Here is a 22,008-nt window from a genome sequence, read left to right as displayed (position 1 = left end):
ATTTTGAAGTTACTTATGTTTACTCAAAAGATGGTAACCCAATTCAAGGCGCACCAACAGAAGCTGGAGATTACACAGTAGAGGCAATTGTAAAAGGAGGTGCTAATTATGAAGATAAGAAGTTCGAAGCTAAAGTAACAATTGCTAAAGCAGTGATTCCTAATGGAACGCTAGAAGGTAAAACAGTTACTTATGATGGTAACCCGCAAGGTGTAACAGTTGAGGGAGTACCAAGTGATTTTGAAGTTACTTATGTTTACTCAAAAGACGGTAACCCACTTCAAGGAGCACCAACAGAAGCTGGAGAATACACAGTAGAGGCAATTGTAAAAGGAGGAACTAATTATGAAGATAAGAAGTTCGAAGCTACAGTAACAATCTCTAAATCAGTGATTCCTAATGGAACGCTAGAAGGTAAAACAGTTACTTATGATGGTAATCCACAAGAGGTGAAAGTAGAAGGAGTACCAAGTGATTTTGAAGTTACTTATGTTTACTCAAAAGACGGTAACCCAATTCAAGGAGCACCAACAGAAGCTGGAGAATACACAGTAGAGGCAATTGTAAAAGGAGGTAAGAACTATGAAGATAAGAAGTTCGAAGCTAAAGTAACAATCTCTAAAGCAGTAATTCCTAATGGAACACTAGAGGGTAAAACAGTTACTTATAACGGTAATCCACAAGAGGTGAAAGTAGAAGGAGTACCAACAGACTTAGTAGTAGAATATAATTACAAGGACAAAGAAGGTAAAACTTTAACAGGAGTGCCAACAGAAGCTGGAGATTACACAGTAGAAGCAATTGTAAAAGGAGGTAAGAACTATGAAGATAAGAAGTTCACAACTACTGTAAAGATTGCTAAAGCGGCTATTTCTGGAGTTACTTTTAAAGGGAAAGAGACTACTTATAATGGATTGACTCAACGAATTGAAATAGTAGGAGAGTTACCAAAAGAAGCTAGTGTATCTTACGAAAGTAATGAAGGAGTAAATGCAGGAGAATACTTAGCGAAAGCAATTATTAAAGGAGGTGATAACTATGAAGATTTAGTTTTAACTACAACTTTAAAAATTAATAAAGCTAATATTACAGGAGTGAGCTTCATTGACAAAGTAGTAGCATATAATAAGGCTGAACAGTTCATTGAAATTACAGGAGCATTACCAACAGGCGTGACTGTGGTTTATGAAAAAGCAAAACAAACAGAAGTAGGTATCTATGAAGCTGTTGCTAGAATTGTTGGGGGAACTAATTATAACGACTTGAGATTAACAGCGAGATTTGAGATTAAAGAAGATCGTACACCAAGTAAGGATGCAGAGATTTTTGAGCTTATTATTAATGGAGTAGTTTATAAAAAGCCAGGTCAAGTAATTGAACATATGCTTAGACCTACACCTTATGAGGATATCACAGATGTAGATATTGTGTCGTTCACAGACTATTCATCGTTAAACGTGCCTGAGGCATTTACTGTAGACACTCGTGATCCTAAAGTTTATTATAAGGATATCACAGTGACGTCAGAAGATGGTAAGACAAGTAAGACGTATACACTTAAACTAATCAAGCCAATAGAGGATAGGTTAATTATCTTACAGAAGTTCCAAAACACACTGTTGATAAACAATAACCCTTCTACTAATGGAGGTTATGCATTCGTAAGTTACCAGTGGTTTAGAAACGGAGTAGTAGTAAGTACTAAACAGAGTTATTCTGTAGGACAGGCAGGAGTCGATAAATTAAATCCTAATGATTATTACTATTTAATAGTAAAAACAACAACAGGAGAAGAGATTTATAGTACTCGTATTGACATCTATGAAGAACAGAGTAAAGAAATAAAACTTTATCCTAACCCAGTTTCGTCTAGCGATATGACAACTAATATTATGGTTGATTATAGCGCAGCGCAGTTTGAAAATGGAAGAGTTGAAATCTTAACTCCAGACGGTAGATTTATTTATAGACAAGAACTTAGTATAGGAGAAAACCGCGTAGTAATACCGACTCAATTAAGTGCAGGAATTTATCTAGCAGTTGTAGATATTAATGGTAAAAAACAAACAATTCGTTTCTCAGTAAAGTAATATGAATAAGAAAATAATATTTTTAAGTATGGTAGCTCTGATGGGCTACTATACTTCTCAAGCACAGGAAGTAGGAGTGTTTTTTGCACCACACTTTTCTAAGACTTATGGAGATAATAATGCAGGTACTTCAGCTGTTGTAGGTAATGGTTTTAATGTTGGAGTTGGCTATGGACAATACTTAAATAAGAACTTCAGTATTCACATAGAGCCTAGTTATTCTCAGTATTATACACAATCTAGAATGAAGAGTTTTAATGGAAACTTAAAAGCAGTAGACAGAGATAATGATGCTTTTATACTTAGGTATAAAGGAGGACAAGTAAAAGAAAAGGTAACTTTAAAACAGCTTAATATACCTTTGATGTTACAGTACGAAACAGCAGGTGAGTCTGTTCGTTTCTTTGTCAAATCAGGAGTTTCTTATAGTTTACATTTAGAAGATGCTGTAGCACGTACTAAGATGGGGTCTTTAAGTACATCAGGTTATTACTCAGAATATGATATCGAATTGCATGGACCTCATTTTGTTGGTTTTGGAGATTTTAGTGGGACAACTAAGAACAACGAGATTGAATTAAAGAATCGCTGGGCTTATGTAGCAGAGATAGGAGTTAAGCAATTGATGTCAGATAAGAGTTCTCTATATGTAGGAATGTACTTTGATATTGGGTTAAACAACCTAGCTAATGAAGGAACTGCTGAAGAGGGAGCATCTACATCCTTAGTGGGGTATGATAGAGATTTAGAAAATCCACTTATAATCAATTCTAACTTACAAAGTAATTTAGGTAAGATGACTTATAAGAACTATAACCTTGGTATTAAAGTGAAGTATTCGTTTAATATTAATAAAACAAAAAAGAGAAGTCATACTCTTGATTAAACTAAATAAGGCTGTCCGTAGACAGCCCTATTTGTTTTTTATCTATATTCAGCAGGAGAATGATTAATGAGAGAGAAAGGGATATAAAGTAAAATTAGCTCATAGTATTTGACTAATGTAGAATCTGGGTAAATAATGTATCCATAAAGGATAGTTTCTATTAAATACAGTGAAAAAATAGGGTTTTATATGTTTTACTCATCTGATTTACTTACTTTTACTAAGTTAGGAATACTAAAATTGGAGAACTATGAAGATGAGAAAATTTATTAAACACTATATCATAGCATTTCTATTGCTAAGTAATACAGGTATTTGGGCAAAAGACAAGACAAGTCTGGCATCACAAGATTGTAATACATTGTTGGCTCAGATTATGAAAAATAGTGACTTTGATTATCCTGGTAAAGACTACTATGTAAGAATAGAAGATACCACAGGTGGAACGGTTATCATTAAGGCTTATGTTAGAAATAATCTGTCTGATAATCCTAAGAAACCTCAGATGGTAGAGAGCGTAGTCTCTTGGTTAATTATTCAACCTCAACGAGATGGTATCTATCAATCACTTAATGCTCTTGATCCAGAAGAACCAGACTTTAAGAAACTAAAGATAGATAAGAAAGCATTTGATACTTTAGTCAAATGCATTGATAAGAAGTAATATAGAAGCCCTCAATACTTTTGTACTGAGGGCTTTTTGTATTAATTGATAAACGTAATTACAGCTTCATCATTTTTAGCTGCAGTACTATAAATCTCTCTTATTGTATTGATGTTATCAGATAGGTATTCCCATATTTCATCTTCATCCGCTTCTGACCAAAACGAAGGATATATCTCTTCTTGTTCTAATTTTTCAGGAGAGAATCTCTTTCTCAACTCTTCATTTGACAATTGAGATAGTAATTCATTAATCTCTTTTACTTGTTCAGTAGTTACAAAGCGAGCAGGTCCATATCCAATATCCTGACTCTCATCTAATGTATGTGATCCAAATATAGCCTTAGCTAATGGACTTTCTAAATAATCATCTTCACCGTTCCCGAACAAGAAAGCAATGGTTTCCCAAGATTTATCTATATCAACCAGAGCTGTATCTATATTATTTTCATCGTAATCTTGATAAATTCTATCTTCAAATAAAGAGCTATCTTGTACGTAGCTAGTTAATTCTTCTTGGCTTACACGCAGTAAGTTACTAATCATTCCCATAGTTTGTGTTTTTTAGTTAATATGTTCAGACGCTCTTGTTGTATTCATAAAGATAAAACCGTCAAAGTGATCTCTTAGTTTTACATTAGGGATTGTCATGTATTTTGTCTGTTCTTCTTCAGTCATTTTTTTATACCCTATCCAATTCATTTTTTTAGGAGAATCGAATACACTTGATGGAGTATTTCTAAAGTCTACAAAGTAGTTTTTTTCAGGGTATTGCTCCATTTGTTGTTCTAGAGAATTGCCTAAAACTTTAGGTAATTCATAAGTACTGTATTTACTGACTTTTACATCTATATTATCTGTCATCGCACTGTAAGTACCATTAGCAGTAAAAGTTCCTAAAGAATAAAACTTAGTACCATACTGCTTTTTGATATACTCTCCCATAGGATCTATTAGAGATTGTGTCAGACCGATATGTCCATTATGAGCGATAATAATCATCTTCTGATTAAGTAAAGATTGTGTCTTTATTACTGTTTCAGCCATCATAAAATCACGAGTATAAGTCTCGTTTTGTTGACTAATCTCATAGAACATTCTAAAACCTAACTCGAGATTATATAATGCTATTTTAGCTGTAGTAGAGAGTTTATCACTATACTTAGTAGTCATTTCTTTCGTTAGTTGATAAGCTTCTGTACCAACTTTGATTAAGTTATTATAATCTGGTTCAAAATTAGGAGTATTAGAGTTTGCCCAATTGTAATCAATTGCTTTAGCTCCTTCAGATAGTTTTAAACAGTTTTCGTAATATGTTTTATTGCGTACTAAATCTTTTTCGTTTAGTAGAACAGAAGTAGCATTGTTTAGAAAGTTAGTGTCAACACCAGTTAGAGTGACCTTGTCTTTTGTTTTTTTATTATAAGATCTGATCCATGAGAATAAGTTCTCTATTTCTTTGGTTTGCCAAACAGACACTAAATTTTCTTTCATCGTTTTTTGTAAATCACCAGTAGAGTTGATGACTTGATTAATCATGTAAGTATCTCCATAGGCATTTTCAAAAGCAATAATTCTAAAGTTGTGATTAGTAATTAAGTCTTTAATTAACTCTATTCTTATGTCATTGAATTCTTTAGTACCATGTGTTCCTTCACCTAATGCTACTATTGTATTGTCTTTTAAAGCATTGATGATAGGAGTTAACCCTTTATATTGGTTTGTCTTTATATCATATGTGAATGGAATTATTTCTTTTTCTTGAGCAGTACTCGCCGTAGCTACAAAAAGAAATAAACCTAGTAACGTTTTTTTAATAGTCATAATATTTGGGTTGGTTATAGGATAAAGATAATTACATTGTCTCGTTGTACAAAATAGTTGTTCGGTTTAGAGTTCTATAAATCGCTCTATTACTTCAGCGTGTCTATCTTGATGTAGATCATGTCCCATATTAGCAATTAGTAATAGCTTAGAATTAGCAATAGATTGATGTAGATCTAAAGCGTGGTCTTTTGGGAATATAGGATCTATAGTACCGTGTATGATTAGAGTAGGACAAGTAATAGAAGCTGTAATCTCTCTGTTATAAGGCGTAAAACCTACTGCACAGACATGCATTAGCGTATTATTAGATCTCTCATTTCGGTTGTAGTCCTTCTCTATTAATGCTATTTCTTCTTGTTCATTAAAGGGCAAGTTAGTACTTGATATAAACTTTGTAAATACTAATCTTGCCTTGATATGATTCTCTCTGTCTGTCTGATAATTAGGCAGAGGAGCCATCATACGTCCCATTACCTCAGGAGAAGTTTGAGGAAGTATAGGATTAAGCGAAGAAGACATTATAATAGTTAGTGATAGTACACGTTCTTTATATTTGCTTGCTATGATTTGCCCAATGATACCTCCCATAGAGCGTCCCATGACATGTGCTTTTGAAATCTCCAAGTAATCTAATAATAATATAGCGTCTTTGGCTAAGTCATATAAGGAGTAGAAAGGAGGTTCTATGATGCCTTTACCCAAAACAGCGAATACTTCTTCAGGGGAATTAAACTTTTTGTCAGTGAATGTTGAGCATCCAGTATCTCTATTGTCATATCGGATAATATAGTAACCTTTAGTTGCGAGTAATTCACAGAAAGGAGTCGTCCATCTGGTCATTGATGTACCTAATCCAGAGATTAGTAATACAGCGGGATTAGACTTCGTTCCAAAAGTTTCATACTGTATGTTAATGCCGTTTATTAGTGCTTGATGTTCCATTGTTTTACAAGTTTTGAAGGGGAAGTAATCTTGAATCCGCAACAGCTGCTGTTCTATGACCTATTATCTTCATATATTCTGGGTTTTGTTCAAAGGCAAAGAAATCAGCCACACTATTTTGTTCGATTAACATACACAAGTCCCAACTTTCTTCTTGAGGACCTATTAAGAACTGATCTCCTGTGCCGATATACAATATTTTACCTCCACTCGCTTCTAAAAAAGGAAGGGTTAATGTTATGTATTTCTGATAAGCGTCAAAGCCACTTATTGTTTCTTTGCTTTGTAATTCTGGGTGCTCGGAATAGTCCGCTACTTCTTTCAATCGAATTAAATTAAGGTTGACTATTTTCCCTTGTAACTGTTTTAAGAATAATCTTTTTCCTGCTTCAAAATCTGCAGTTAAGTAAGTTTGTTTCATTTGTATTCATTGTATTTATTAAAAGTCATCCTCGTTGACATCAAATTGTTTAAACAATTCGAATATTGCATTGAGTTGATTTACTTTTACTTTAGGAAGAATATCCATGGCTACCGCTTCTGCTGTGACTTTAGCTTCTTCATACACGCGCTGACCTGTCTCTGTCAATATCACATAACTTACTCTGGCATCGCGAGCATTGCTTTTGCGACCGACTAAACCGTTCTTTTCTAAAGGGCTCAGTAGACGTGTAACACCTGAGGGTGTTAGCCCTATGCGGCTTGCCAAATCTATTCGTCTCATTTGTTGTTCTGTATCAGAAGCAAGTAAGTGAAGTAGCATAAAGTCTGTGTATCCCAAACCGTGAACACTTAGTCTATCAAACTTTCGATTGATGACAGATTGTGTTTTGGTAAGGCTAAATAATAGTTTTAATGATTCGTTTATCATTTGCAATATGTTTGAGTTGTCAAATACTTTGCAAATATAAAATAATCATTAAATGAATAAATACAGTGATTTAATTTTTTTTAAATAAATTTATTTTATACATAATCTACAGGTTTTATTAATCTTAAACTCCCAATTCAGACTATAATACCGTAGGCAAAAATTCCTAATTATTCATTTTTAATTCCTCATTGATTAAGACTGTCCCCAGTAATATTCACAGTTATCGAAATTGCGGTTTTTTAGATCCTCTTCTTTAATCAAAATACTAAATACCCCCTCATCATTAAAGTCGTTTTCACCTACTTGCCACAAGACTATTTTATCAGAGTTGATCACCTCTAAGATTTCATCTTTCCCCAATTGGCAATGTGTAAACATTCCGAATACCTTAGAAACTTCTGTACCTGCGAAGTAATCATAGAATAACCCGTCTTCATCTGCGTCATCTTCTTCGTCTTCATCCTCAGGAGCTCTATATCGTTCAGAGAAAGACTCCATACCAGCTTCTACTTTATCGATTAAGACACCAGAGTAGAAGTTGTCTTCATGCTCTACGATATGGCGAACTAATTCATCGTTAGCTACATCAGCATAAATAACTTTACCTGTATCTGTCATGATATCTGCAAAGAAGATCAGCTGTCCTGTCTTTGGCAATAGTCCTGTCTTGTCAAAAGGAGAGAATTTAGCTAAATCAATCTGACCTGCATAGCGCAAATTCTCAGGGTGTTCTACTCCGATAGGTAAGTCAATCACTGGCCCACCATAGCGAGATTGACCTAATGGAATATCTATATCTGTGTGTAGTATATAGTGGTCAGGCATCCAGTCTTCTATCCCAATAGAAGCAGGTATATATTGATGCTTATGTGCATAAAATTTGATTATGTCAAAAGTTTTATTGTACATTGTATGTAGTTTTTAAGACAAGGCAAGATATAAATACTTATTAATAGTTAGATGGACCAGATATTACAAAATAGAGTGAACAAGTGGATTAGTGTTATACTATATTGGTTGCTGTTTATAGGGTTGTCTTATATGCAGACGATAGCCTCTATGTATAGATTTAGAGATACTCCATCAGGTGATATCACTTTTGACTTTTATACAGATGCATGGGTAGGAGCTATTGTAGTAAGTGTATTTTACATATTGTGTACAGTCTTTATCATTCGTATTAAGAGGTTTGGTATCCAGCTTTTAGTACATAGTGCTTTAGTTTGTTTCTTGTGGTTCTTTGAAGACCTTAGCGTATTTATGGACAGAGAAGCGAGCTGGAGTACATACTCATTTAGTGAATCTGTTAGTTACACTTTTCTTTATAGTGTATTACCTATCTCAATTACTCTAATTGTTTTTGGAGCCTTATCAAGGATAATTCACAAGAGATTTCCTATTGTTTATAAGAAATAGTTTTTCAAAAAACTGTCTTATGCCAACTAGCTTTTTGTTATAAACCGATCTAATTCCATTGTTTTTGATAAGAGTAGTACTCTTGAATCATATTCTATTTACCTTATTTTTTGAATGTACATTGAGTTGTACACTTAGCGAATAAATGTTAAATAATTATTTAGCATAACACACATCTATCTCATTGAAAACGTATATATTTGTTAAATAGGTTAATATTTTTATTTTATTCTCTATTTTAAGTTAATGGGTTTGTTTAATCGTATTTATGTGATAGTGTTGTTTATGAGCATCAGCTGTACTTATGCAGGTGAGCGTATAAGTGATAGTTATAGTCATATTGGATATATCGCATCTAACGATTTACAGCGCAGTGTAGAATTAATTCTGGCTCAGGTAGATTTAGATAATTACTATCAATACGTTGACTTTGACAATGTAGCTTTAAAAGAAAGTCCACTTACTACACCTGGTATTGTTTACCTTATTCCTTTTCAGACTTCTGCTACATCAGACTGGAGTATTTGTCTTGCTATTCTCAATGATAGTGAAGAAGTAGTGATCTCTGGTATAGCGATGAATACTTGGAAGTATAATAAAGCAATTACTCATTATCCTATCATTGAATATGAAAAACCTTATCTGTACAGTAAAGAGGTACAGTTAAACATAGTTATAGATCTGCTAAAGACAGGTGAAGTAAATAATGCAGAGATTATCTCTCATGAGAAAATAATCTTCGTACCTAATAAAGCACAGACGAAACTGAACAAGATATTACAGTTTGAATACAATGCAGTAGTAAAGAGAGATGATGATCGAGGAGATAGTTATACCTTTAGTGTGAATAATAATGATAAGCTGATTATTGATAATTTACCCAATACTCAATTTCAGAATATTACGTTGTCTAGAGAACGCAATACAAGTATTAGTTTATTACCTCAACTAAAACAGAAATGTACTACAGCTAGTAAGTCTAGTAGTGCTTTCTTAATTAAAGAACAAAAAGAAGACTCTTTTACAACTTCTTATTTTATACAGCGATTTACAGAAGAATATATTTATTATACAGATGAAGAACAATATAAGAAATTGTCCTCTGCTATTCCTGTGACCAATGTATTAGGACTTTATGAAAAGTGTGTTATAGCAAGTAAATAAAAACAAAATGCCTCTTGGAGCGAGGCATTCTAATAGGCTACATCAGTTGTGTTTTGTTGAATAAGTTGTATTCTTTTGAAAGAAGTTTCTTATTTTTTGGAGCAATATTACTATTACTCTTGGGCGAATTTTATTGTCATTTTAGAAGTTGTACTTCTAACGGATGCAAATGTATTGTATATAAAAACATTAAATTGGTATTATTTAGACATTTAAAGGTGTTTTATGGACATTTGTAAGAGCTGTAAATGTTAATTTGTGATTTTTTGGTTATAAAAACTATTTAAAATCTCATATTTATTGATTTAAGTTTATTTTATTGGTAAAAAATAAACTATTTATGGTGTAATTACCTAGTGTGGTTGTTTATTCTTGATTCTGCCAAGGTTGAGCGGATTTCTGTTCTAGTGATTTCCATTCAGTCAATACAGCAAAAGCATTAATATTCTCAAAATGATGCATAGGTATAAGTTGTTCTGATTTGTCTTTTTGCATTTGTTCAAAAATAAAAGAGTCATCAAAGCCTACTTTTGCAGCATCTTCATTAGTACAAGCGTAATAAACAGTTTTGATCTTAGCCCAATAAATAGCACTAAAGCACATTGGACAGGGGTCTAATGTAGTATATAATTCACAATCTTCTAATAACAGATTATCTATAAAAAGGCAAGCCTTCTCTATAGCTACCATCTCTCCATGTGCAGTAGGGTTCTTTCGTTTAAAGATCTCGTTGTGACCTTCACTAATTATTTTGCCATTCTTTACGATTACACAGCCGATAGGTAAACCTTCTCCAGAGAGATAAGCATCTTTAGATAATTCTATGGCACGTTCCATAAAGTGAGGGTGATAAGTATTCATCAGTTACAGTGTTGATTTGAGAGGGTGAAATTACCAATCCCTTAAATATCTGATGTGTTAAATGATGTCAAGTATCAAAAATATGTACTGAATGAACTTATTACAGACGTGAATGAACTATTCATTAATTTAGTTTATGGAAATAGATAATTGCTTTGTGTTCTTTAGCTTCAGCTTTTGGATTCATTAACTCTAGCAAAACTTGTTTTGGAGATACCGAAGTAATCTTCATTGGTACCTCTAGTTGTTGTTTTTTGATAACAAGTGTGTTTTTACTCACAGACCAAGTATGCATATCAGAAAACCCATCGTTATTAATGACTTGATTTTCGATCAGTTTTATTTTATTATTCGATAACAATTCTATAGTCGTGTCTTTTAAACCTTTGTCAGTGATAGGAGTAATTGTCTTTTGTAACGAATCTTTGTTATCGTATAATTCTATTTTATCTAGTTTCCATTTGCCAATTAAGCTAGCCTCGTTTATCGGCATAGAAGGAAGTTTAGGGGACTGATATGGCTTAAAGGCCATTGTAAGTAGAATTAAAATAGGAATAATAAGTAGCGCCTTTTTCATAGAGGATGTTTATAAGTTGATTAAAGATACAGTTAATAAGAGAAGTAGATCAATTAAATAACAATATTCAGTAAAAATTAAGATATGTTATGATTCTTGAATCATTTATTATTGTATTTTTCTGCTTTATTAACTAACCATAATAGTCCCCCGATGTATCACACCACCAAATACTTAGGTGCCTTAATGTTTGTGCTTATTTCTACACTAACCTTGGCCAAAAATTCGAGTAGACCTTATTTAGATAAAGAACAAAAAAGTATCACTGGCAAATGGAAAGTAGAAACTGTAGTCTATGACAAAGATGGCAATATCTTAAAACAACGTCCTAGTGCTTATAACTCATCTAAAATGAATCAAGATTATACTGTATTTCACAAGAATGGAAGTTATGAGAAAGTTTATTTTATGGGAGAAAAACCTAGAAAAAAAGACAAGTCTCTAGTGATAGGTAATTGGGAATTATGTGAAGAGGTATCTGACTATGATTCAGCTAATGATACCATCTCCATGGATATGCAACTTATGATGACTGTGTTGATTAATAACTCTACAGATAAATGGCAAATAACTTCTATTACTTCTGATACTATAATGGGGGAAATGAATATAGAACCTAAATCTGGAGAGATAGAAGGAGCTCATAAAGCGATTTTGCGTATGACACGTATAAAGTAATATAATATAAATAAATGAAGGGCAGTAGTACTACTAAGTGTTACTGCCCTTTTTGGTTCTAAATTGTTTTATTATTCAGCTGCTTCTACATTTGCGTTATTATCTTCCTCTACACCTGTTTTATCAAGAACTAAAGAATAGTGATATATACTAGTGCTATGAATAGACTGATCTGCGGCTGTCCATACACTCCAGAAGTGGATATTTCCCTTTGTCCAATTTTCATTTAAGTTAAAGTGAGTGTATTTATCTTCTCGTTTCGCAACATTCTCTTCAATGTGAAAAGCGTCTAATTCATCATTGTATGCTATGACTATTAATTGGTCAGTAGGTTGAGTAAGTACATTGACGATGGTATCGTTCCATTGTACTTTTACTTTGTGATCTTTGAGAAAAGCTACTTTCTTTATAGCTGCTGGAGGTAATACGCCTATAGAGAGAAGTACTCTCTGAGGAATAATCTGTAGCGTATTATCTATAACCAATAATCCATCTTTCATGATTGTAGATCTGAGCTGATCAATGCCTATCTTTTGATCTCCATCAACTTCTATTATGGGATAATGTGCATTGACAAATTTTTGAATACCTTTTAGAAAAGCCATCACTATCTTAAACTTACTGCGTTGTAATATTTGAGCATCTGAAGCCGCTTTTGAAGAGCGTCTTGGCAGTGCTCGGATAATATTCTTACCTCTAAATTGATATCCTACTACTGTACCCACTTTACCACGTACACCACCTAGTATTCCTTCTTTAATTTCAGCCATGATTTTATTTTTTTTAGATAGTGGTAAAGTAAAGGAAGTTAGACTACCAATTGTAATATGAATCAAACAAGTTTTGGTTAATAATAACTTTATATCGTTGGATTTGCATATTATTCAGAGGATGTTCTAGAGATAATTTAGTCTAGGATAGTTCTATGATGATTTTACGGTTCTCTTACAAAAAGGCCTTTGTATAGAGCAAAATGGGAGAATCCTGGGAGAACTGTGAAAGGAATCGCCTCGATAGCCCATAAACACTGGCTTGAGAGTGTGTCGTGTTTTTTATGGTTTTATATAAGTAATTGACAATTAGTGTTTTGATTATTTTTGGTGTAAAAAAAAGTGATTCACTTTTTTATGTTTTTTAATCAAATGAAGGTAGATAGAGGAGAAAATGGGTGTTTTTTGGGGTATGGTGATGAAAAGTGAAGGAGGTTTTGAGTGATTACTAAGTAAAATAAGTGATTCAACTTTTTTAGTTTGAGCAGATATATAAAAGTGATATTTTTAGGGATTGTAGTTATAGGAAAAACAATAGACAGTCTATGCAAACAGGAATATATGAGAGTTTAATTACAGAGTCTCTGAAGAAGAGGTTAAGTGATTTGGCTCCGAATTATTTTATAGAGGATAAAAGATTAGATATAGAAGAGGCTACTTTCTATTTAGCTAAGCATTTTACTGATGCTTTATCAAAAGCATTTGATGTTATTAAAAGAGTAAAGAAAGAAGAGCAAGTATCTTATCAAATAGAAGTGATTAATAAATTACTCACTTATCTACATCAAGAAATAAATACATACGATTTTACTTCAGATATTATTGATGCAGATGGTCATATCTTAACAGGGGTAATAGATAAATTATCCTGTGACTATAAAGACATATCTACTTATCTAAAAGAGATAATTCCTACTTCAAGGTTGACGCAGAGTGATTTGTTTACTGGTGGTAATTTAGGGTTGTCATTAGATGGTGAGTTAAAAAAAGAGATATTGTCATCTGACAGAGTCGATTTATTAGTTTCATTTATTAAATGGAAAGCTATTGTATTATTACGTCCTGCATTAGAGACTTTTACAGCAAGAGGTGGAAAGCTACGTGTATTAACAACAACTTATATGGGAGCGACTGATGCTAAGGCAATAGAGGAATTAGCTAAGTTGCCTAATACAGAGATTAAGGTGTCTTATAATATTGGAAACGAAAGATTACATGCTAAAGCATATTTGTTCTATCGAAATACTGGATTCCATACTGCTTATATAGGATCTTCTAACTTTTCGAGATCAGCTTTGACTGATGGATTAGAGTGGAATGTAAAAGTTACTACACAAGAGATCCCACAAGTTATTAATAAGTTTCAGAAGACTTTTGAGACCTATTGGAATAGTGAAGAGTTTGAGAGTTATATTGTATCTAAAGATTACGAGAAAATATCAACTGCTTTAAATCAAAGTAAAATTGGAAAGAAAGATAGTGAAGAGCTAATGTCATTCTTTGATATAAAGCCCTATTATTATCAAAAAGAGATATTAGAGAAATTAAGAGTAGAACGATCAATACATCACTCGCATAAAAATCTGGTTATTGCAGCGACAGGGACTGGAAAGACTATGATTGCTGCTTTTGATTTTAAAAACTATCTAAAAGAACATCCCAATGCTACATTGTTATTTATAGCACATAGAATAGATATTTTAAAACAAGCAAGAACTAAATTTAGACAGGTATTAAGAGATCAAAATTTTGGAGAGTTACAAGGTGATGGCTATGAAGTATCGAATACAAAATATGTGTTTTCTACTATACAGACGCTGTACAATAGTATTCAAAGAGGTGAAGGTACAGCTGTAGATTATTATGATTATATTGTTTTTGATGAGGTTCATCATGCTAAAGCAAGTACATATCAGAAGGTATTAAGTTACTTTAAAAGTAAAGTTTTATTAGGACTAACAGCTACTCCAGAACGCATGGATGGTGGTAATATTTTGGAAGATTTTAATCATAGGATAGCTGCTGAAATACGCTTGCCTGATGCGTTAAATAATAAACTATTGTGTCCATTTCAGTATTTTGCTGTATCAGACAGTATTGATCTGAGCGAGGTAGTTTGGAAACAAGGTAAATATGATACATCAGAGTTAACTAAGATCTATACTAATAATGATATCAGAGTTGGAGAGATTATTACCAATATTGAAAAGTACACCAAAGGAATTGAAGAGGTAACAGCATTGGGATTCTGTACAAGTAAAGAACATGCAGAATACATGAATCAGAGGTTTCAAGCAAAGAATATTAAATCTGATATATTGACCTCAGATCAATCAGTGAGGAGAGAGGAGTTAATTAGTAAGCTTCGCAGAAAAGAGATTAATTATCTTTTTGTAGTTGATATTTTTAATGAAGGAATTGATGTACCTGAGATAGATACTGTTTTGTTTTTGAGACCAACCGAAAGTTTGACAATATTTTTACAACAGTTAGGACGTGGTTTACGACTAAATGATGGAAAAGAAGTGTTGACTGTGTTAGATTTTGTAGGGAATGCAAGTTCTGAATATGATTTTGAACAGAAGTTTAGGGCATTAATTGGAAAAACGAATACAACTGTATTACATGAATTAGAAAGAGACTTCCCTCATTTACCATTAGGCTGCGCTATAGTATTAGAAAAACAAGCTAAAGAGTATATTCTTAATAACATTAAACAGGCAACTAATTATCGAAAAAAGAATCTTGTTCAACGTATTCAAAGGTTTGCTAATGATACAGAACAACCATTAACAGTACAGAATTTCTGTAAACTGTATAATATAGATCTTTCGGTTTTATATAATAAATATATTTTTTCAGAATTAAAAGAAGAGGCATTTGGTCTTAATTATCAGTTTGATAATGATGAGTTAAAAAGGCATAGATCAATGATGACTAAAAAATGGGTAGTCACAGAATCATATTCATACTTTAAATTTATACTGGATTTAATAGAAGTAAAGTTCGATTTGAGTAAAGTGTCAGGAGATAAGGAAGAAAAAGGATTACTTGCTTTAATGTTACACTACGATTATTGGCAGAAAGCGACTTCTTTATTAACATTACAAAAGTCTTTATATATGATAGGTAGTAATGTTATTTTGGTAGAGGAGATGAAAGAGTTTTTAGAGTATAAGATAGAGTTGTTGAATTTTGAGGAGAAAAAATATGAGGGATTACCATACACTTTGCCATTAAGGTTACATGCACGCTATACAAGGGAACAGATTTTGGTAGCCTATGGTATAACTACTTTTGAGAAACAGTTTTCCAGTCAAGAGGGGGTTGCCTATAGTGAAGAGTTGAATACAGAACTTTTATTTATTAATTTAAAGAAGACTGAAGAGGACTTTTCTCCTACTACAATGTATGATGATTATGCGATTAATGAAGTGTTATTTCATTGGCAATCACAAAATGGTACAGGAGAGAATACAACTAAGGGAGTGTCTTATATTAATCAAAAAGGCAATGGGAAGAAGGTAGCTCTATTTGTGAGAGAGACACAGAAAAACGAATATAAACAAACCCAAGGCTATGTGTTTTTAGGTTATGCAGACTATGTAAAACATTATGGTTCTAAACCAATGTCTATTACATGGAAATTAGAAGAACCTATTCCAAGTTATATGTGGAAGGAAACATTAAAGATGAGAGTGGGATAAAATGATAAAAAATAACACCAACAAGAAGGATGCTTTACTAGGCATCCTTTTGTCTTTTTATGAGGTGTGAGAGGATAACATATTCTTCAATAAGCTGTATACTGTTATTTTGTTGTTATAATATCTGAATTGTATGTGATGTATGTTTTTTCGAATGAGGGATAATTATTACCTTCGCCTGCCGAAAAGGAATAGAGGATAGGAGGTACAGCGGGTGATGGGAAGAACCTAGAGTCTATTTTGACTATTGATATCTTATGTAAATAGAAATAGAGATAGTTAGGTTACAGATAGGAGTTGAGATAATTGACAGTGGGCTATCTGTAGTTTTTTAAAATACTAGTTAAGATGACTTATACAGAAGTAAAAATAAATATAGATAACTTACAGCAAGAGGTAGAGGCTCGCGGTGGACTAAATAGCGAGCAATTCGTGAAGTTATCTCAAAAATATAGATTAGAGTGTAACTACTTTTCTAATAGTACAGAGGGAAATACGCTGACTAAAGAGGAGGTACGCAGTATGATCGGTGGGATAGTGAATGTGGATAATAAACCTCTGAAGGATTTGATGGAGATCAAACAACATGATGAGGTGTTAAGAGATATGCTGGGTGGTGCTCTAGTAGAGGTACACTTGTCAGAGAAGTATATCAAGGAACTTCACGCTAAACTGATGTATGAAGAGAGTGTTGAGAAAAAGCTGACTTTAGGACAGTGGAAACAAATGCCGAATGCGATGATTACCTATAAGGAGGATAAATATCCTTATGTAGGTGTGGCTGAAGTAAAGGCAGAGATGAAGGAGTTGATCAACCGTACGAATGCTGCTATAGATTATATTCTAAAAGGGAAGAAGTATGCTCCACACCCTATAGATGTGGCATTAAACTTTCATATTGACTTTTTAAAGATTAGCCCTTTTGAGAAAGGGAATGGTATTGTTGCTCGTATGTTGAGTAATCAGATATTAATTGCTTTTGTGTATACTCCTTTCTGGATTACAGATAAAGAGAACAAAGCATATAACCAGTATATCGCAGACGTATTGTATTATGAAGGAGCTAAGGATGATTTGTTTGGATTGATTGGTCAACAGATTCTTCGTTCTCAACAAATGGTAGTGGATATACAAGAGGGTAAATCAATAGAAGAATCAGATAAGTTTTACAACCAAATTGAGATGCTTAAACGCCAGTTAAAAGCAAGAGAGGAGGAACAGAGTAAAGTGAAATCTGCTGAATGGTTAGAGAAAGTATTTGCACACTCTATTCAACCTTTATTTAAAGAGGTAGAGCAAAATGTAAAAGAGAGCTTTGGAGATTTATTTGACGATATCAAAGGTGTTTATACCCTGGGTATTGCAGAGGAAGAGCTAGTAGAGAGTATAGAAGAGGAATTAGTATCTGAGGAGACAGAAACAGAGGAAGGAGATGCTATAACAGAACAGGGAGAAGAAGAAGTTGTCTCTGAAGAAGAGGAGCAAATAGAAGCTACTGAAGAAGAGATTAAAACAGAAGAGGAAACAGTACTTGAAGAAGAGGAAGTATCTAATATAATCGATTTAGAGAATCCTAGTATTGTTTGGGATGGTGTAGAAGGAGTTCAAGCTAACTATAGTTTAGATGGGTTCAAATTGATCGAAGGAGCTGAAGCTATTCAAGTCGAGTTAGCATATTCATTTACTGAGTTAACTTATGTAATAGAATTAGGTAATGGTACAGTATTCGAAAAAGAGTACGATCAACAATTAGAAGCTACAGATATTAAGGCTATTAGTGATTATACTTGTGAAAGTATTGTCAAAGAAATTAATAATTTATAGTCTGTTAATAGCACTAAAATAAAGGGAAGCACTGTTGTAAGACAGTGCTTTTTTGTTTGTGAAAGTGTAGGTGAGGATAAATTTGGAATACTATTTGTTTGTGAATAAATGAGTTAATTATAAATCGTTTAGTTATGAATATAGAAATTAATTTACATCCTAATTATAGAATCTGTAGTATGTCACCTATAGAGATAACAGAAGAATTGTCTACTTGGACAAGGGATGAGATGATCGCGTGGCTGTGTTGGAGCAACCCAAAAGGGATTTATATAGATAGAGAAGCTATAGTAGAGTATGGAGATATTATCTGGAGAAATGAGGCTATTGATCTAATACTATATAAAATTGATTTGATGAATAAAGAAGGTTAGTTGATTATAAATGATTATTTTAGATAAACTATTTTAATCAATATTAGATGAAAAGGTATGTGTATATACTGTATGTATTGTTGTTTGTAAGCTGTCAGCAGGTTATTAAAGGACAAGATGTTGTAAAAGAAAGAGTACTTACAAAAGAACAACAGGTAAAACAAGATAGCATTATTGAAAAGTATGCTGTAAACGATGCACATAAGTATAGTTATGAAGCTGATTTAGATAAATGGCAAGAAGCTTTGGATAAGGGGTTAGAACAGGACAGTACTATCGCTTATCTATGGCAACAAAAAGCAATGCCTTATTTTAAAAGCAGAAAGTATGAAGTGGGGATGGAGTATGTAGATAAAGCAGTACAATATGATGTAAGACGTTATTTACCTTATAGGGCTTTTATAAAATGTGTGTTCTCGAAGAATTATAAAGCTGCAATTATTGACTTTGAAGAATGCTTAACGCGATGGGGAGATAGTTATGAGATGGATCATACTTATACTTTTTATATTGGACTTTCTTATTTACAGCTAAACGAGTTTGATAAAGCAGAGCAATATTTTTTGAGAGCAGTGGATAAACAAAAAGAAGTTTTTCAGGATATACATCACGTAGATTTATTTTATTTAGGTATTGTTTGTTTTGAACAGAAGCGATATCAAGAAGCAATAGCTTATTTTGACAAAGCAATAGCAGAGTATAAAGAATTCTCTGATGCTTATTATTACAAGGGAATTACTCAGTATAAAATGAAAGATATAGAAGCTGCCAGACAGTCGCTTGTTGAATTTGATAAGTATCAAAAAATGGGATACTCTATTAATGAAGCGAATGCTATCTATGAGCCTTACCCTTATCAAGTACGAAAAAATTAGTTGTTTTTAGGGATATTGTAAGTGGTAATAATTTCTACATTTGCCTAAAATGAATAGGATATGAAAAAAGCGTTGATGCTTATGTGTCTAGCAGCTGTGATGATGAGCTGTAAAGAGAATAATACTGCATCTGTAAAAGATGACGAGAAAGCAACTGTAGAGAAGGTTGCAGATCTTCCTAATAGTGAGAAGGTAAATCAACTGCTGAGCGAGATGCTTGTGCCAATGGAGATTGCTGATGAAGGGGCTAAGAAGCTTACAGATAAGTATGGTATTGACTTTGGAGGTACTTGCTATGCGTGTGATGTGGCAGAGATTATAGTGGATGGAGAAATGATCAACTTAATGAATGCATGTGATGTACAGACGCAAATCTCATATAAGATAACTAAAGTAGAAGAGAAGGGTAAAACGATTACAGTACACACTCCTCTAAACGAGTTTGTATTCGAGAGAATAGACGATTATCCGATGTATCAACTGACTGTAAAAGGGCAAGAGATTGATAAAGAACATTTCAGAACTGCTGGATTCTATACATTAAAAAGTAAGTTAGAGACGTTCACAGTACATGACTGTGGAGATTTTGAGGGATAAAATTGTTTACGGTTTTCAGTTAACAGTTAACAGTGTTTGCCTTCGGCATTAAGTACTTATTGCTACTCAAAGTCAGGAGACTTTGCGCAGCGAGTGAAAAATAAAATAATAGAAAAAGTCGAAGCATTGCTTCGACTTTTTTATTTAGCTGTTTTTAGATTGATAATAATAACGGCTAATAGAATAATACTTACACCGATCCATTGTATAGGTTCTACAGATTCGTGTAAGATGAGTACCGCTGAGGTTATAGATACAGGTATTTCTAAACTTGCGATAATATTACCAAGTGCTACTCCTGTTTTTGGGATTCCCATAGTAAAGAATATAGGTGCGATAACTGTTCCGAATAATGCTATTAGTAGTCCCCATGGAATGGCTTGTACCTGGAAGGTATCTATAATTTGACGATTCCAGAATAAGCATATCAATAATAGGCCACCAAGTACTAAATAGCGACTTCTCAATATACTTGGGAGTTGTGTCTCTATTCTACTTGATGCATATAGAGAAAAAGCATAACTAACACCTGCTCCAAAACCGTATAACAAACCTATAGGGTTTAGAACAATATCAGCCTGGATGAGATTAGTTGCCAAGACAGTTCCTACTAATACTGTGATTACTCCAAGTATTTTACTTTTACTAGGAAGTTGTTTATTGACTATAGCTTCTAGTACTAAACTTATCCATATCGATTGCATCAAGAGTATGATTCCAACGGATACAGGGATATATTGAATAGATAAGTAATATAATGTTGTAGTGAGGCCTAGTGTGCTTCCCCATAAGGTTAATTTAATTCTAGATTTGGCTGTTGTTGTAGTCTTTTCTTTTGTGTTCACTCTTCTTGTGAATTGAAGAACTGTGAGAATTAAAAAGCCAATAAAGAATTGTAAGAATGTCAAGGTGCTGGTATGTACACCTAATTCATTTGCATATTTGACTATAGTAGCAAGAAGACCATAGCTGATAGCTCCAAGAACTACATATATAACTGATTTATAATTGGCCATAGTTAAAATAGTTTTCAAATAGGCTTAGTTGATGACTTAGGGATTTGCTCCAGTAAGCAGGAGTGTGATCTCCTAGAGATTCTAAGTAAAGATGTGGGATACGACGCTCAGTAAGTGAGTTGTGAAACTTTCTGTTCATCTCAATCATTTGGTCATCTTCTGTACCACAATCAAGGATAAGCATTTGTTTAGATGTTTTGAAGATATCTATTGTGTTATAGGTAAGATATTGTTTGTTTAGTTTAGAGAAATTACCTAATACTTGATCAACTTGATATTCATTATATGCTGTTCCAAATTGATTAAAATCTAATGCTCCACAGCTACTACCGATTATAGAAAATGTCTTAGGATAATGTGTGCCAATGTGGATCGCTCCATAACCGCCCATACTCCAACCCAGTATACCTCTGCTGTTTTTGTCTTTTATAGTAGGGTAATGTGAATCGATGTAGCTTACTAGTTCTTCACCAATGAAAGTTTGATATTGGGAATCAGCTTTGATAGGACTATCTACATACCAACTGTTATAGTTACCATTAGCAAGGATATAGATAGTATTGTTTTCGACTGCTTTTTGTTTTAGATTAAGAATGTCCTGTTGATAAGTACGTGTGGGATTTCCGCTATATCCGTGTAAGATATAGACACTTTTGTAGGTCTTCCCTTGTTCTAACGTTGGAGTGATTATAACAGTTTCAATCTCTTTGTTCATTTTAGAGCTATATACTTTCTCTGACTTTAACTGTTGAGCATATAGTGTGATTGAACTAACTAAGAGAGTTATAACGGATAGAATTGTTGTTTTCATCTTTTCTTATTTTTTGAATTAACACTACAAAGGTGGTGGTGAAAAAGATGAAAAAC

At 33.1% G+C, this 22,008-nt stretch carries 22 protein-coding genes; 11 read left to right on the top strand and 11 right to left on the bottom strand.

From position 1 onward, the window contains the following. The 3 genes from BMX53_RS14210 to BMX53_RS14200 form a co-directional block, all read left to right on the top strand. Window positions 1-2,090 (top strand): MBG domain-containing protein (locus tag BMX53_RS14210; protein ID WP_167357251.1); only part of this gene is annotated, 2,090 nt, incomplete at its 5' end. A gap of 1 nt (window position 2,091) precedes the next feature. Continuing rightward, window positions 2,092-2,976, top strand: coding sequence for an outer membrane beta-barrel protein (locus BMX53_RS14205; protein WP_074747101.1), 885 nt, complete (start codon window positions 2,092-2,094; stop codon window positions 2,974-2,976). 250 nt (window positions 2,977-3,226) lie between these two features. Beyond that, window positions 3,227-3,640 carry a hypothetical protein gene (locus BMX53_RS14200; RefSeq protein ID WP_074747099.1) on the top strand — a complete coding sequence of 138 codons (414 nt, stop codon included), beginning with the start codon at window positions 3,227-3,229 and terminating at the stop codon, window positions 3,638-3,640. A gap of 41 nt (window positions 3,641-3,681) precedes the next feature. Here the strand turns inward: BMX53_RS14200 and BMX53_RS14195 are convergent, their stop codons facing one another. The 6 genes from BMX53_RS14195 to BMX53_RS14170 form a co-directional block, all read right to left on the bottom strand. After that, the gene (locus BMX53_RS14195; RefSeq protein WP_074747097.1) at window positions 3,682-4,191 is read right to left on the bottom strand and encodes a YfbM family protein; all 510 of its coding nucleotides are present in this window, start codon (window positions 4,189-4,191) and stop codon (window positions 3,682-3,684) included. A gap of 12 nt (window positions 4,192-4,203) precedes the next feature. Further along, window positions 4,204-5,463, bottom strand: a complete 1,260-nt coding sequence (locus BMX53_RS14190; RefSeq protein WP_074747096.1) for an erythromycin esterase family protein — start codon at window positions 5,461-5,463, stop codon at window positions 4,204-4,206. A 66-nt stretch (window positions 5,464-5,529) separates the two neighbouring features. Then, complete coding sequence (locus BMX53_RS14185; RefSeq protein WP_074747094.1) at window positions 5,530-6,408, bottom strand: alpha/beta fold hydrolase; 879 nt, start codon at window positions 6,406-6,408, stop codon at window positions 5,530-5,532. Window positions 6,409-6,412: 4 nt separating this feature from the next. Next, entirely contained in the window at window positions 6,413-6,829 is a 417-nt protein-coding gene (locus tag BMX53_RS14180; protein ID WP_074747092.1) for a DUF1330 domain-containing protein, read from the bottom strand. Window positions 6,830-6,847: 18 nt separating this feature from the next. Then, window positions 6,848-7,279, bottom strand: a complete 432-nt coding sequence (locus BMX53_RS14175) for a MarR family winged helix-turn-helix transcriptional regulator (RefSeq protein WP_074747090.1) — start codon at window positions 7,277-7,279, stop codon at window positions 6,848-6,850. 195 nt (window positions 7,280-7,474) lie between these two features. Beyond that, a complete protein-coding gene (locus BMX53_RS14170) occupies window positions 7,475-8,191 on the bottom strand; it encodes a DUF1963 domain-containing protein (protein WP_074747089.1) in 717 nt (238 codons plus the stop codon). A 51-nt stretch (window positions 8,192-8,242) separates the two neighbouring features. Here BMX53_RS14170 and BMX53_RS14165 point away from each other — a divergent pair, with 51 nt between their 5' ends. Both BMX53_RS14165 and BMX53_RS14160 read left to right on the top strand, forming a co-directional pair. Then, the gene (locus tag BMX53_RS14165; RefSeq protein ID WP_074747087.1) at window positions 8,243-8,698 is read left to right on the top strand and encodes a hypothetical protein; all 456 of its coding nucleotides are present in this window, start codon (window positions 8,243-8,245) and stop codon (window positions 8,696-8,698) included. 285 nt (window positions 8,699-8,983) lie between these two features. Beyond that, on the top strand, window positions 8,984-9,862 hold the full coding sequence (locus tag BMX53_RS14160; protein ID WP_244154521.1) for a hypothetical protein: 879 nt from the start codon (window positions 8,984-8,986) through the stop codon (window positions 9,860-9,862). Window positions 9,863-10,228: 366 nt separating this feature from the next. On the opposite strand, the gene BMX53_RS14155 is transcribed toward BMX53_RS14160, so the two are convergent. Both BMX53_RS14155 and BMX53_RS14150 read right to left on the bottom strand, forming a co-directional pair. Beyond that, window positions 10,229-10,723 carry a nucleoside deaminase gene (locus BMX53_RS14155; RefSeq protein ID WP_074747083.1) on the bottom strand — a complete coding sequence of 165 codons (495 nt, stop codon included), beginning with the start codon at window positions 10,721-10,723 and terminating at the stop codon, window positions 10,229-10,231. A 124-nt stretch (window positions 10,724-10,847) separates the two neighbouring features. Then, window positions 10,848-11,300: a hypothetical protein gene (locus BMX53_RS14150; RefSeq protein ID WP_074747081.1), complete on the bottom strand. Its 453-nt coding sequence runs from the start codon at window positions 11,298-11,300 to the stop codon at window positions 10,848-10,850. A 153-nt stretch (window positions 11,301-11,453) separates the two neighbouring features. Here BMX53_RS14150 and BMX53_RS14145 point away from each other — a divergent pair, with 153 nt between their 5' ends. Further along, window positions 11,454-11,978 (top strand): hypothetical protein, encoded by a 525-nt coding sequence (locus BMX53_RS14145; RefSeq protein ID WP_074747079.1) that lies wholly within the window; start codon window positions 11,454-11,456, stop codon window positions 11,976-11,978. A 71-nt stretch (window positions 11,979-12,049) separates the two neighbouring features. On the opposite strand, the gene BMX53_RS14140 is transcribed toward BMX53_RS14145, so the two are convergent. Beyond that, the gene (locus tag BMX53_RS14140) at window positions 12,050-12,748 is read right to left on the bottom strand and encodes a DUF6266 family protein (protein ID WP_074747077.1); all 699 of its coding nucleotides are present in this window, start codon (window positions 12,746-12,748) and stop codon (window positions 12,050-12,052) included. A gap of 545 nt (window positions 12,749-13,293) precedes the next feature. On the opposite strand from BMX53_RS14140, the gene BMX53_RS14135 reads away from it, so the two are divergent. From BMX53_RS14135 to BMX53_RS14115, 5 genes are all read left to right on the top strand, one after another. Then, window positions 13,294-16,455: a DEAD/DEAH box helicase gene (locus BMX53_RS14135; RefSeq protein ID WP_074747075.1), complete on the top strand. Its 3,162-nt coding sequence runs from the start codon at window positions 13,294-13,296 to the stop codon at window positions 16,453-16,455. A gap of 348 nt (window positions 16,456-16,803) precedes the next feature. Continuing rightward, window positions 16,804-18,279, top strand: a complete 1,476-nt coding sequence (locus BMX53_RS14130; protein ID WP_074747073.1) for a Fic family protein — start codon at window positions 16,804-16,806, stop codon at window positions 18,277-18,279. Window positions 18,280-18,413: 134 nt separating this feature from the next. Next, window positions 18,414-18,653, top strand: coding sequence for a hypothetical protein (locus tag BMX53_RS14125; protein ID WP_074747072.1), 240 nt, complete (start codon window positions 18,414-18,416; stop codon window positions 18,651-18,653). 47 nt (window positions 18,654-18,700) lie between these two features. Then, window positions 18,701-19,528 (top strand): tetratricopeptide repeat protein, encoded by an 828-nt coding sequence (locus BMX53_RS14120; RefSeq protein WP_074747070.1) that lies wholly within the window; start codon window positions 18,701-18,703, stop codon window positions 19,526-19,528. A 60-nt stretch (window positions 19,529-19,588) separates the two neighbouring features. Further along, window positions 19,589-20,125: a hypothetical protein gene (locus BMX53_RS14115; RefSeq protein ID WP_074747068.1), complete on the top strand. Its 537-nt coding sequence runs from the start codon at window positions 19,589-19,591 to the stop codon at window positions 20,123-20,125. Between the two features lie 140 nt (window positions 20,126-20,265). Here the strand turns inward: BMX53_RS14115 and BMX53_RS14110 are convergent, their stop codons facing one another. Both BMX53_RS14110 and BMX53_RS14105 read right to left on the bottom strand, forming a co-directional pair. Further along, window positions 20,266-21,141 carry an EamA family transporter gene (locus BMX53_RS14110; RefSeq protein ID WP_074747066.1) on the bottom strand — a complete coding sequence of 292 codons (876 nt, stop codon included), beginning with the start codon at window positions 21,139-21,141 and terminating at the stop codon, window positions 20,266-20,268. After that, window positions 21,128-21,952 carry an alpha/beta hydrolase gene (locus BMX53_RS14105; protein ID WP_074747062.1) on the bottom strand — a complete coding sequence of 275 codons (825 nt, stop codon included), beginning with the start codon at window positions 21,950-21,952 and terminating at the stop codon, window positions 21,128-21,130. The genes BMX53_RS14110 and BMX53_RS14105 overlap by 14 nt, the downstream gene beginning before the upstream one ends. Window positions 21,953-22,008 lie beyond the last annotated feature (56 nt).

This window comes from Myroides marinus (assembly GCF_900109075.1).
In the GTDB taxonomy this organism is placed as follows: domain Bacteria; phylum Bacteroidota; class Bacteroidia; order Flavobacteriales; family Flavobacteriaceae; genus Flavobacterium; species Flavobacterium marinum_A.
The sequence above is the reverse complement of the archived record's forward strand: the minus strand, read 5'-3'. Positions and strand labels throughout refer to the sequence as shown.